Raw genomic sequence first — 14031 nt, forward strand, 5'->3', positions numbered from 1 at the left:
ACTATGATACATCCAGATCTTTTGAAATTTTCACCAAAGCCAAGTCCACTTCTAAATAACAATTCATGGAATGTATTCCTATCTTATCGTTCAATAAATAGAGCTTGGGTTTTGAATCTTTATGATATTCTAATTGAATTGGGGCATAAGGTTTTCTTAGATCAATATGTTATTAAACCTGGTGATATTTTAATTGATAAGCTGGAAGATGCCCTTGAAAAAAGTCAAGCTGGCATTCTGATTTGGTCAAATGAGGCTCGGGATTCAGATTGGGTTAAAAAGGAATATTTTGTTTTAGAGACAAAAGCCACTAAGGATAAAGATTTCTATTTTATACCCGTGCGGATAAATCATGTTAATATACCCTTTTTTGCGAACAATAGAATCTTCGTCGATTTTACAGCATATCCTGATGGACCCAATGGAGGTGATCTTATAAGGCTTCTTCATGCAATTGTAGGATTACCTTTGAGTCCTGAGGCTATTAAGTTTTCGAATGAACTTGATGAGTCTTCCGAAATGGCATTTGCTCAAGTAAATGCATCTACAAGAAATGGTAGATGGGAAAGATTGATAGAATTATTTGGGCAAGGTGGACTTCCTTGGGAAACATCTGCAGCTTTGGGATGTAAAACAGCCAATGGGTTGATTAGTCTAAAAAAATACACTGAAGCTATAAATATGCTTGAAGAACTTGAAAAGAAATTCCCCAAATCATTAAGACCAAAACAGTTAAAAGCTTTGGCATTAGCTCGCAGGAGAATAGGAAAAGATATTGAAGATGCACAGGAAATATTGGGGACTCTAAATGATCTTAACCATTTAGATCCTGAATCTTTGGGTATTTATGCTAGGACATGGATGGATCGTTATATTGCTAGCAATGATATAAATGATCTAAAGCAATCACGTAAACTTTATGCCAATGCTTTTGAAAAATCTCCAGATGATTCTTATACAGGAATCAATGCTGCTACAAAAAGTTTACTAATTGGCACTGATTCAGATGTTGCAAGAGCATACGAATATGCAGATAAAGTTCAAAAAATTGTTGGCACTTCGCCAATTCCAAATGATTATTGGAAGACCGCTACGGTAGCAGAAGTAATGTTAATAAAAAAACAGTATAGAGAAGCGGGTGAAATGTATGCTGAAGCAATTCTCATTGAACCAAAATCATTTGGCAGTCATGAATCAACAAAAAATCAAGCCTTGAACTTACTAGATAAGTTGCAAGCCAATGATGAGGAAAGGTATGTAGTATTGGATCCCTTTAAGCATCTGTTGATTTAAGTATTGATTCTTCATTGTCGGTATGCGTCAATCATTGGTAACAAGTTATTCCGGAATGTGTAAATATTGAAGCTGTTTAAACAAATGCAAAACATTCCCAACTAAGTGCGAATTTTGTGGTATCGAATCATAAAATATCGCCTAGAGGGAATGTTAAGTAGGCTTCCCTTGAAAATTGTTTTTCGATATTGATTTAGAATAAAATCCACTCATATTCTGGGTGGATTTTTCATTTCACTTACGGTGACTTATTTAAAAAATACAATTTTGTTTGATTTTTGATTTTAGTCTTGATTTTCTGCAAAAACTGGTCAACGTTTTATCATACCAGCTCATTGAGTGGTTATTTATAGTCCTCTAATATTTATTGTTAGGCTGCTAGTTTCTGAGCTTGCTGAATGTTTTCTTGCCTTCGATTGCTAATCCTAACAGTATTGGCTATATATACGCCGAAATATAGCCAGATGAGTTCTGTCTTTTGACTCCTTGCCTTTATTTTGCGTAAAAGATAATGCTCTTTTTCAGTGCCAAAACTACCCGCATCGGCGGTCCGACTCTAGACGTGTACTCCGTTCTTTATTGAGAATGCCTTTCATTTGCTTGGTTTCCTTGTCATCTTTCCCTCTACCTTTTCTACAAAAATTATGTTGTATCCCTTCTTCTCTTAAAAATGTACGATTCTCATTGGTGGGATAAATTCCATCGGCTGCTACATGAGAACATTCTCCAATCATTTTTTTATGCCTTACTACACTATCTTTCAATCTCTTGCATTCATTGAAAGCATTGTAGCTTGCATGTTCAATGATGTTAATTCCGCCAACTTGATTGATGTGAACCTTGATACCATACTCTACTGGTTTATTTTCTTTGCCTCTAACAATAGGGCGAATATAAGGCTTATAGATACTTACAATACGGTCATTAACCTTTGCTCTAGGCACTTCAAAAAGATGTTTTTGTTGCTCATAAACCACTTTAATAGTTTGAAATAATTATGAATCCTTTCCTGAAAATCCCTTAGATTTAACTTTTTCTAAGAGTTCATTGAGTGTTAAAATACCTTTATTTAGTAGCTTTAAAAGTGAACGCTTTCTGGAGTAGGTCTTTCGATGAATCTTCTTTCTAAGTTTGCTGTAAGTCAACTGTTTTATCTTTTGGTCTTTGTATTTAGACCTCGGTAATTTGATTTTATTGCTTGTGCATAAAGCAGGAATCTGTTTCTCCCACAGCCATGTACAAGATTCCCAAAGTAACTTCACGTCGGTAGGAATTCGAAGATAAACTTCATAACAGGTAGCGTCCATCAATAGCACATTTTTATCAGGAATTTCAGCTTCCCAACTATTAATCATCACACTTTGGAATAGATTCAAATATAAATGGTTTCCCAAATAAGACCTTACCCTTGAAACAAAAGAATTATCTTTAATCCTTTCATTATCAGCAAGTAAAACCCCACAGAACATTTGCATTGCCCAGTTCGTGTGAAATTGCTCCAACAACTTTTCATCACTCAGACATGTATAATGTTTTAAGAACATGAGAGCAAAAAGACCTTTGGCTGGCAACCACGAAGGTGCTCCACAAACTTTAGTTTTATTGGGTAAAAGCTTTTCAAGAGAATCCCAATCAATAGTTTGGTGAATTTTTCCAAGAATAGTTATATTCTTGAATAAGTACCATTTTGAGAAATTTGGAGAATCGAAATCAAACAGTGTATATTGCATCAGTATTTAAGGTTTTCTAGCAGAAACAAAATACAGAAAAACCCCGAAAATTGCCAGTATTGACACTTTTTCGGGGTTATTTTATTAGCAATGTGTTGATTATTAAATATTTACAAGATTAAAGGGAAGCCTAAGTAAAAATACAATAGAGAAGTGGATTATCCCACATTTATCAGTCGGAAGTCGTGGTTTTGAGCCCACAGTACCTTTGTCAGAATTAATTGAAGCTAAGTAATAATTGGTTAAATCAATACGTTCCAATCTGACTTTTAGGCTACGCCAGCTTGACTAAAAATACCCAATTTAAAGAATCGTCCACAGGTTCTAAATATCCTAATTGAAGAAGAAATCCAATTTAATTTGTAGTTGAGTCCAAACCTCTCAATTTTATATTTAACCAACACGAAATATCAAAAAATACCTTTTGTTGTTGAAATGAAACACTGGACGATTTTCAAATGCCTTTATTTCTTCTGGCTTTAGGATGTCTAAATTACTCATAAGTTCTCCATGCTTAAACGTAGTATTTGCGACAAATCTTCTTTGTCAAGAAGATTAACAGAAAGAAGATAATTTGTAGATAATAATACTTTAGAGCAATATCATAATGAGTATGATTACAAAATGATTATGTGTATGGGGTATAGAATATCCATTATATATATCCTTGGAAATTATTCCGAAAAAGAATAATTCTTTGCAAAAAAACAGAACAAATATTATTGTGTGGATGTAAATTATTAGACTATTGTTAATCAGTAAAATATTGTTTTTTGTAAAGACTTCTATTTTTGAAAAAGAATCTTTTGCAAAATAGAAAACAATTGCTTCATTTTTTTATATAAAAGCATAAGCACTTATATATAATATTTAAATGCAAGAGGTGGAGCTTTTATATCCAGACTTGCAGTTAGAATTTCCCCTATTTTATCCGCAAATCGTAGTGTTACAGGTTCTCCGTCTGCATAGATACAGGCATTAAAATTAAGTTTTGTTAAAGATAAGATATCTTTTAAGACCTGTTCTATATCCGCTTTCCCTTTATTAATTTCTATAAAAATTGGATTAGGAACTTCCATTGATAAAGCTGATTCTGTTTTGGGTACATAACCAACAGTCCAAAGGAAAGCACTTTTTTCATTTACAACAAAAGCATTTCCTCTCATAATTGGATAACTTCCTTCTTTTTTGAATAATTTTAACGGTTTTGTCTTTGTAATAGTTATTCCTACAAGATTTGTTTCTGACGGGACAACCTCTTGAAAAGCCTCCCATTCAGTTTTATTAAATTTCGTTTTAGCATGTATGAAAATTTCTTTAGGGTTTTCTCCATTTTGTTCACGATATGATAATAATGCTTGACTTAATAATGTTTTTGCTTCTTTGGGCTTTAAATGGAATTCTCTATTATCTGGGTTATACCAAGGACCAACTTCTCCTTTGAAGACTGTGCCATCTCCATTATCAAGAAACATTTGAGCTGCACAACAAGCATTCTTAGGATTATTACTCGTATCTATTTTTTTGTAAACTAAACCTAGATAACATACGCCACTTCTAATATCAGATAGTTTCCAAGGTTTACCGCCAGCTTTATAAAAAGCAGCAGTAGAAATTGTCCAAGCTAAATGCCCTTCAATTTTTGAAAAATCACGCACTGGCATTCCAAATTTATTTTTAACGTCACGCCATGCTAAAGTGCTTTCTCTGATAATTTGCGTTGGAATAGTATATTGAAGTAATCTGGCTTTTAATTGGTCATGGAATTGAGCATCATAATGATAAGTCTTTGCTTCTTCTTCACGTTGTTTCAAATCTTTATCATAATCATCAAAAAATGATGGTTGATAATTATAGTTTTTTGCCTTCGATTTGCTTATTTTTGCTCTTGTCTCTACTAGTTCTTTAGGTAAAATAGAGTTTGGTCGGCAATATTTGTATATTTCCTCAGGAACTATTACAAACCAAACATCTACCTTTTCATCTTCATTTTTATTCGCTGTAACTATTTTATCAAGGAATAATGTTACTAAGTCATAGGTTCTTTTATGAGTGCTCTCATTATAAAGCATTTTGCCTATTTCTTCATTTTTCACCTCTTTATAAACAATACTTTCCTGCTCCCATTTACAACCAAATACTGCCTCGAATCCAGGAAACATTGGACGTGTTATGTTATTAGCATTGAAGATCGGTTTCTGTATATGTTGAATATAATTCTTAAATATTTGTAACCCATTTTGAGTCGAAATTACGCCACTTTTAATTCCATAAATCTTATTTAGCGGGCCAAATAATGTGAGACCATCCCTGGCATCAACACATTTTTGACCATAGGCAAATAAGATATTGGGTTCTTCTATAAAAATTAATTTTTTCATTCGTATTGACCCTTATTTAAGGAATGACATGGATGTTTTTTGTATGTAAATATCATTTTCTCACCTAAATAACACAAATAGGTGATGTAATTTAAACGTTTACTTAACTACTTAAATCATCTTCTGCATAATCAAGCATATTTAAATCAGCTAGTTCAACCTCATCTAGTAATGTATTTTTTTCGGGAATATTATAAGTTACTTCTGATATGAATTCCACAGACGCACTTGAAATTATTATTTTTTCTTCACTTCCTACTTCAAGACTAAATGAATCTTCATTATTTGCTAAATATTTTATAAATGCGTTTATTTTATTACGCCAATCATCATTCCACCAGTTTTTCCCTTGTTTTCTACGTGCAGAATGTTGAATGCTTTTTGATTCGATTAATTTTCTACCATCCTCTGTAAAGAATATATGGGATGAAATCATAAGTACAGGAAAGGGATATAATTTTCCAGCTCCCGAGATACCAAAATGCCAATTTTTATCTCTTTGTTTTCCCACTAATTGAATTTTATTGTACTTATCTTTGTCAAGTTCTCCTTTTGGGAACCAATAACCAAATTTGTTAGACATTTGATAAATCTGTAACTTACTTTCGTGCATTGTATTTTCAAATGCCTTATTTACCAACTGAACAATTAACCTTTGACACTCAAGGTTGTTTATAAATTCTGTATTGTATTGTCCTGATAAAACATCTTCCACTGACATTTTGATTGAATACTTATTATTATAAAGTTCTGTCTTAGGCAGTTGCTCCATAAAATCATACTCCCATGCGAACGTACAAACATATTGCTTATAGCGTATTGCAGGGAATGACAATTGACGTATATCATAGTTTTTAGGCATTAAATTCTCAAAGTAATGAAATCGTAATTCAGAGGGAAAAGAAATGATTGAGAACCAATTCGAATCATAAATTTCTTCTCGTTCAATTTTCTTTTTATTGTGAAGAAAAATCTGTTGATAAAGTTGATTGCTTTTGCTTGGATCTGGTGATTTTTTAGGCACTTTTGTTTTTTCTAATGATTCTATTAAATCTTGAAGTCCTTTTGCCCAAGATTTACGAAAATCAATATTACTCAATCTTACTAATTCGATATTCAGATCGTCATTGCGTAAATTCTCATCAATAATCAAAGGAATAATAAAAGTATCATCACATAATTCTCTTTTTACTTTATTCGCGGTTGCTAACTCATTTAACACACCCTCCTTTTTGTTGGAACTTTCAGAAACTACAACTAAAAATTTGACCGTATTCACCCTAATTTCTTTTTCGATAATTTTCCAAAAATCTATCCCTTTTTCAAGAAAAAGTAAATCACACCATATATCGTAGCCTAGTGCTATTAGTTTTAAAGCTAACCATTTTGTAAAATCATTCTCACTAGGAGATGCATGACTTATGAATATCTTTGTTTTCAAGTTGTTTTTAGTTTTTAATTAACTTGTAGTAGATGATAAATTATTGATGAATAAGCATTTAATTATTCATCATAGACAAAGAATGGCTCTTTGTCTATGCTTTACGTATCAAACCCAATTCTTCCGCTTGACCCAAAGAAATATATGCTTTGTATGTTTCAGTTATTTCAGAAGAATCTTGATTTAGGGATTGCCAAACTGAAACTAAATCATTTTCTATCAAAAACTCTCCTTTAATTTCAACTACAATTTGGTCTAGTTTTGCTTTCTTCACTTTTTCTCGCATTTGTTTTACTAAGCTATTTCTTTCTTCAACATCGGGCGATACCTCTATAGCAATATTACCTAGTTCCTTTGCAATATTATCAATCATCCTTGCGGTAATTACTTTACCAGACGATTGATTTTTCTCTAATGCCTTTTCCCACACTTGACTTCTAAATTCTTCTGGAACTTTACTCAAAGCGGCAGCATGAGATTCTTTTGTAGGAACAATAATTGACACTTGACTATCTTGCTCATTTTTGTCGGAAATTTCCGACAAAGTATTTACGACAGCTGCTGCATCCATTAATTCATAAGCTCTTTGTCTTTTTAGATTCCATCTATCTCGGCAATAGCTTTCAAATGTTGTAAATTTATCTCTGTATAATTTATTATTTCTAATTTCAAAAAGAGCATTTCCAACCTCAATAAAGGTATTTAAACCCTTCTCTATAACAGACTCACATAATGACAACCTATCTAGTTCAATTGTGTTCAAAGCTGAAAGAGTTGTCGATTCTTCTACCTGTGGGACAATATCTGTTAACAGTGATTCGCTATGCAAATCTCTTAATAAATCATTACTAAAGCTTTTCTTTGCCATTTTTATGCTCAATTAAACTACTAAATTTTCTACTTCTTTTACTGAGAGCTTCCCTCCTACTGATTGAGTACTTCTTCACAAAGTACCATATAATCGTTTGCTCCTCTTGACTCAGGTGCGTATTCGAAAATACTTTGTGCAAATGCTGTACATTCCATCAAAGATACATCTTGACGAATGTTAGATTTATAAAGTTTGATGTCGGAATTTTCCGACAATTTTGTATAAATCATCTGACTGAATTTTGTTCGCATATCAAATTTATTCAACAGAATCCCCCCTAATTGAATATTTGGATTCATTCGCTTTCTGATTTTAGCACATAATTGCAAAATTTCATCTAAACCAACATAAGCAAAGTTTTCTCCTTGAATGGGTACAATAAAATAATCGCTTGCTACAAGTGCATTCACTGTCAAAGAGCCTAAACTTGGTGGACAGTCAATCAAAACGTAATCATAATCTTTTCCTTCAAGTTGTTCTTGTAAGAAATAACCAGAGTCTGGCTCCATATTAATTCTATATTCAAAACTCAAAAGCAATCTACTAGATGGTAAAATATCCATCTTGTCCTTTTTAATCAAAGTTTGCTCGAACGTTGACTCTCCTACTAGTAATTCCCCTATGTGATTAGCGTTATTCTTGACCCCTAAGGCAATACTAAGGTTGCATTGGGCATCAAGGTCAATCAAGAGCACTTTGAAGCCTTTATGTGCCAAAGCTGCCCCTAAATTCAGCGTGGTGGTGGTCTTCCCTGTTCCGCCTTTATTATTGGTAATTGAAAATACTTTCATATAATTTTTACACTAGTCTTTATTTAATTAAATACTCCTCACCATTTATAAGCTCTAACCTAAATCCCTCAGCCAATAAAGATGCCAAATAAGTGTCAAAATCTTCTGCTGGTGCTACTCCCCTTTTTAACATTGCCGTAAATCCTTCTTCCTGTTCTTTTACTTTTAATTTAACAACTGGTTGGCTGACTTCTTTACTTTTTGTTGAAATTGGTTGCTTATATATTTTATCATTTTTCTGGCTAATGTATGCTTCCATTAAATGTTGCTTTGTAATGGCAGCGTAAATAGCTCCTGAAAGTGACTTAATACTTCCTTTACTTTTTTTATCTCTTACTTCTTTAATAACATAGTTAATATAATCTTCATCTATTTTTCCACTATTGAGCATTTCGCTAATTTCTTGCATAGAATTTAGACTCACACCAATTTCAGAAAGCAAACTCTGAAGATGATTTGGCAAGTTTAATTCTTCTTCCATTGGTAATGAAAGCTGTCTATTGATAATAAACTCTACTTGTTTTACAGAGCGTCCTTCTTTTATTTCGTTAAAAGAAAAAGCCATATCTGTTTGAGTTAACTCACGCTGCGAAACCAGTAATACCCATTTTTTAAAATCATAAAAATTAGGATACTGTCCTTCAATTCCCATCATTGTTTTTAAATCATCAACCTTTAAGCTAAAGGTATTTGAATTATAAGAAAATGACTTCAGTAACCAATAAATTCGATATGAATAATAGCTACGTAGTTGCAGTAGTACTTTGATTTCTGCAACAGTAAAGTTTCCTTTTAGTTGCAAAAGATAGGGCTTTACAAAGCTATTCAACTGAGCAACAATAAAACCAGAGCCGTCTTTATAACGACAAGTAGCCATCAACGGATCACTGATAATTTCACGTTTACCATTATGGTCAACAGTCTCAACTGTAATAACTTTACTAGATAATTTGATAACAGCTTCTTTAACATCTTGATATGCTTTTCCTCCATCAACATTTGAGGAAACTTCTGAGATAGGAATTCTACATAAAGAAAAATCTGTATCGCCTTTATTGATGCGACCTAATAAAGCGATGAATAGGCGAGTTTCCATCAACGACATATTGAATCTTGCTTTTACTAACTCATTGTGTTGCGCAACTGTTATATCTGATTCTAGAATTGTAGGTTTCTTTTGCTGTCTCATAGGTTCAAAAATAATATTTTATTACGAGAAAACACAAATGTACTCGTAATAAAATATTATAAATTTAATTGACGGGGTTTTCCTCGTAGTTCATAGGAATACATTCACTAGAATTACACAAAATAATCATCCTGGCTATTGATAATTAAGCATTTAAAAACTGACGGGGTTTTCCTCGTAGTTGACGGGGTTTTCCTCGTAGTTAGACGGGGTTTTCCTCGTAGTTGACGGGGTTTTCCTCGTAGTTAACGGGGTTTTCCTCGTAGCTAGACGGGGTTTTCCTCGTAGCTAGACGGGGTTTTCCTCGTAGTTTGATTTTGTAAACATTTGATTTATAAATACTTACAAGAAAGTTTTTTTATAATAGTATAATAGTATTAATAATAGAATAACTACTAATATTAGTTAGATTTTTATTTTTTTAAAATGTAAATAATTAAAATAAATGCTGACGGGGGTTTTCTCGTAGTTAGATTTTGAACAGCTTTATAAAATGAACCAAATAGGAGGGAGTAAATACAAAGATAAGTTACTATGTAAAATAGAATACAATTTCTATAGTAACTTCAAACATTGTGATTATTGATAAATAAACTTTTACCTTTTGCTGTGGTAAAATACTTTTGATGCTTACTTGTTGGCTTGTCAGGTTGTGTACGTTCAATAAGTCCTTTACTTATCATTGGTTCCAAGTATTGATGAAAATTCTTCGATTGTTTACTTAGGGAAATATGTTGTAGAATTTCTACCTTCGATTTCGCTGTAACACAATATTCCAATACCTCTAGCATTCGTATCAATACAGATTTTTTGATAGTTTGCTCTGGCATAAATAACTCATTCTCTAGCTTTTGAAGACTATATTCTTGACTTTCCTTTTTCTGTATATCTTGGTTACTTTCTGGCTTATCTTGGTTACTTTCTGGCTTATCTTGGTTACTTTGGACTGTTGTTAAAGGAATAAAATCTGGATGAACAGGAATAGTAACGATAAAAAAACGTCTATCGACTCCATCTGTATCAAAGTAAGCAGGTTGTGAACCATTGTTTTCAAGGGCCTTTCTAATCGTTGGAATGCCTGTACCTTTACCTTCTGTTAGTCGAAGTTCTTTTAAGTATTCGCCAATACGCCTATTTCTGTAGCGTCTTGCACGAATAACGCCATTATTAAGGTCATCTTTACGGATAGATGGGTCAGTGCCTCCATAACTAATAATTTCAAGAGCTTCAGGAAGAACTCGTATTTCTATGGGTTCTCTAATCTCATAATTTTTATGATAAACAGCATTAGCTAAAGCTTCTTCTATCGCAGCAAATGGATAATTATAAAAAGATTTTGCGATGGCTTCTCCCTTTATCTTAACCGTTTTTGATTTGATAACCTGATTTTTGATGTAACTTGATACATCTACTAATTGTTGTTGAATAGGCCCATCAAAATTCTTTTCAATGAAGCTTTCTCCTGCCAAACCATCAGGAAATTCCGTAAGATTAATGGTAGTAGCTGGAAAGAATTTCTCAGGATGAGGATTAAACATCATTAAAGCCACATTTTTTGGCAATACGTACTCGTCTGATCCTTCGACCAGATTCATTTGACGACATAATTCTAAATGAGAAATCCGAAACGATTCTTCATAAAGTCGACTATTAATACCCTTAAGATGCTGTTGTATCAAAATAGATGAAATATCAGCGATATTTGCTCGGTGGTTTACTCTGTCGTCGAAAGGAATGTTAGCTGTTAAATTGATTAGCTCTCTGCGTTCTTCAGTATTGGCTTGTACTGTACTTGAAAATCGACGAATGAAATAAGCGTATTCTTTTTGATTACTAAGTACATCTTTGGGTACTTCATAAGGACGATTACTCCCAGCATTCACCCAAATTAGTAATACATGTTTTCCATCAATTTCTTCAAGTGATAATTTAGGGAAATAGGTAGGACGAATTAAATTACAAAAACCTAGCATTTGCTTTTGCACTTTGTCGAAGTCCTCTGTTGGAAAACCATAAACAGGACGCTTGGGCATACCGTTTTCCTCTTCAATACCTACAACAATATATCCACTTCCTAAATTTTCAAAATCATTAGCAAATGCTCCAACAGTTCGCATGATAGCAGTTGGATTCCAGCTTTTTTTAAATTCTAATCGTTCTGACTCTACTGTTTTACCTTGTAGAATGATGGATATATTTAAGGGTATTGACATGTTTTAATATTTTTTAGCACTATCGGAAAAGTACAAAATATTATGTACTAATATACAGCCATATAAGCTTATCATCACTGTAAAGTTAGAACATATATTCTACATTAAAAAAATGAATGCTTAGGCACAAAATACCAAAGACATCAAAGAAACAATGAAAGAACATCCAGTAAGTAGGAAGAATTTTAATGAGATAAGAATAGCGTAAATACTGAGAGGATATAGCTTGCAGTATGTATGAGCCTTGTAGCTACTAAGCTAGAAAAAAGGGCTTAGATGGTTGTTTGATTAACAGCTCATTTACCTGCTTTATCCCCTAAAATGGAGATGATGATATGATATTTATATGAATTCGAGCAAAAAGATTCATAATGTAAAATTTATATCAAATTAGTATAAGATTAGTGTAAAAAAGGTAGTTAATATAAAATTTAGGACCAATTAGTATAAGATTAGTATAAAATTAGTGTAAGATTAAGGAATTGAGATAGCAGTATTGATTTAGTAAAGGATTAAACATTTTTTCACTACTTGAGTAGTGAAGCAAGATGGAGATTATGTATACATAAACTAACGTGCAAGCACTTTTGCAGAAGAAAGAATTTTACACATCAAGCTAAAAAATCCAATGACCAATGGAAGTAAACAATCAGGACGATTTAGACTAGAAGAAGCCTTGCAATGTGTTATTCCATCAAGACTCTCCCAGATACAACTTGAAGAGATTAAACAAAAGCGAAAGCTTAAAAATATCAAGGTTAGCTTATATTCACTCAAGAGGAAATTTCAAAATCTGTTTACAGAAGAAGAGCAAGTCCCCCAAAAACAATTGATAGGTATTGGCGATAATTTGAAACAATACTTAAAAAAATCGGCACAGAGAGAATGATAAAATAAGTGATTTTACCCCTAGGTAATATTGCTAAAATCTTAGATAAGTACAATCATGGGGTTCGATTAAAAAATACCTGGTGCTTCTAAAATTGAAGCACCAGATATCATATTTACCTTACATTCTGAGCAATACCCCCCAGATTAATCACATTATCAGGAATAGGCCAAGTATATAAATGCTCTTGAAGAGGGGACAATTCATATCTTTTGTTCCCCAGTACTCTAACAATCGTTTTTGCATAAGCAGCTTCAGTTCTTAGTCTTCTCAGGTCACTCCATCTTACTCCTCTGAAGATTAAACTCTTACGTCTTTCATTCAAAATCTCCGTGAGGATGTTTTTAGTATTCTCCATGGTTTTAGTTTGATAAGCCCCTTTTTGATAGCGATGAATCAGCAAGTGATTAAGGTCCTTGAGTGCATCCTCATGGTTTTCTAGTCTCTCATTACATTCAGCACTAATAAGATAGATTTCATCAAGGGCAGGAAAAGGATTGTAGGTGGCATAACCATTGTAAGTACCTTTAAAAACATAATATCCATTTGAGACTGAAAAATAAGTAGCCACTCTTAAATCTCCAGCTTCGTAGGAGCGTAATAAGGTAGTATCTATTTTTAGGAAAGAAGCAAATGTCTGGGTTCTAATCATGGCATCTAGCAAAGGTTGCTCCGTATTTCCACGGGCATACAAGGGAAAAGGAAAATTTAAACTACGATTCACCTCACTATAGGCTATTAATACATCAGAGATTGCTAAACACTTCTCCGCCTGCTCTTTGGCCAGTGCATATTCTTTCATTTGTAAATACGTTCTAGCCAGTAGTGCATGCACCGCTTGCTTAGAAGGACGAGTCTTCTCCTCTGAAATGGCAGGAAGCAAGGAAACAGCCTCAGTAAGATCCTGCACAATTTGTTTGTAAGTATCTTCAATACTCGCTCTTCGATTAGGCTGATTGATGTCGGAAGACAACCTAATTGGAATCCCCATTTTTTGCTTAGCCGTCTGCTTCTGATAATCATCACAGAAAATCTGAGCCAGTTGAAAGAACTGCCATGCCCTCCAAAACAAAGCAGTTCCCTTTATCCTGTTCCATTGCACTTCATTTTTTTGGTTTCGTTCAAGCTTAGTCATGCTTTCCAAGACCATATTGGCATAGAGAATTTTCTGATAGGCATTATTCCATCCCGGACATTGCTGTCCTTCGTAGATGTCTTTAGCCCAGACATAGC

At 33.2% G+C, this 14031-nt stretch carries 11 protein-coding genes; 2 read left to right on the forward strand and 9 right to left on the reverse strand.

What is annotated here, in order from left to right; genetic code table 11:
• Positions 1-3: 3 nt before the first annotated feature.
• Positions 4-1293, forward strand: a complete 1290-nt coding sequence (locus VB776_RS21915; RefSeq protein ID WP_323699011.1) for a TIR domain-containing protein — start codon at positions 4-6, stop codon at positions 1291-1293.
• Positions 1294-1826: 533 nt separating this feature from the next.
• Here the strand turns inward: VB776_RS21915 and VB776_RS21920 are convergent.
• The 8 genes from VB776_RS21920 to VB776_RS21955 form a co-directional block, all read right to left on the reverse strand.
• Positions 1827-2270 (reverse strand): hypothetical protein, encoded by a 444-nt coding sequence (locus VB776_RS21920; protein ID WP_323699012.1) that lies wholly within the window; start codon positions 2268-2270, stop codon positions 1827-1829.
• A gap of 18 nt (positions 2271-2288) precedes the next feature.
• Complete coding sequence (locus VB776_RS21925; RefSeq protein WP_323699013.1) at positions 2289-3023, reverse strand: transposase; 735 nt, start codon at positions 3021-3023, stop codon at positions 2289-2291.
• 857 nt (positions 3024-3880) lie between these two features.
• Complete coding sequence (locus tag VB776_RS21930; protein ID WP_323699014.1) at positions 3881-5404, reverse strand: argonaute/piwi family protein; 1524 nt, start codon at positions 5402-5404, stop codon at positions 3881-3883.
• A 103-nt stretch (positions 5405-5507) separates the two neighbouring features.
• The gene (locus VB776_RS21935) at positions 5508-6845 is read right to left on the reverse strand and encodes a toll/interleukin-1 receptor domain-containing protein (protein WP_323699015.1); all 1338 of its coding nucleotides are present in this window, start codon (positions 6843-6845) and stop codon (positions 5508-5510) included.
• A 94-nt stretch (positions 6846-6939) separates the two neighbouring features.
• Positions 6940-7713 carry a hypothetical protein gene (locus tag VB776_RS21940; RefSeq protein WP_323699016.1) on the reverse strand — a complete coding sequence of 258 codons (774 nt, stop codon included), beginning with the start codon at positions 7711-7713 and terminating at the stop codon, positions 6940-6942.
• A gap of 56 nt (positions 7714-7769) precedes the next feature.
• On the reverse strand, positions 7770-8507 hold the full coding sequence (locus VB776_RS21945) for a ParA family protein (protein ID WP_323699017.1): 738 nt from the start codon (positions 8505-8507) through the stop codon (positions 7770-7772).
• 19 nt (positions 8508-8526) lie between these two features.
• Complete coding sequence (locus VB776_RS21950) at positions 8527-9696, reverse strand: replication initiation protein (RefSeq protein ID WP_323699018.1); 1170 nt, start codon at positions 9694-9696, stop codon at positions 8527-8529.
• 566 nt (positions 9697-10262) lie between these two features.
• Positions 10263-11909, reverse strand: coding sequence for an RNA-binding domain-containing protein (locus VB776_RS21955; RefSeq protein ID WP_323699019.1), 1647 nt, complete (start codon positions 11907-11909; stop codon positions 10263-10265).
• 628 nt (positions 11910-12537) lie between these two features.
• Here VB776_RS21955 and VB776_RS21960 point away from each other — a divergent pair.
• Positions 12538-12798, forward strand: coding sequence for a hypothetical protein (locus VB776_RS21960; RefSeq protein WP_323699020.1), 261 nt, complete (start codon positions 12538-12540; stop codon positions 12796-12798).
• A gap of 115 nt (positions 12799-12913) precedes the next feature.
• On the opposite strand, the gene VB776_RS21965 is transcribed toward VB776_RS21960, so the two are convergent.
• On the reverse strand, positions 12914-14031 hold a 1118-nt coding region (locus VB776_RS21965; protein WP_323699021.1), incomplete at its 5' end, for a RagB/SusD family nutrient uptake outer membrane protein.

The organism is Arcicella gelida (assembly GCF_034931025.1).
GTDB classification, from domain to species: domain Bacteria; phylum Bacteroidota; class Bacteroidia; order Cytophagales; family Spirosomataceae; genus Arcicella; species Arcicella gelida.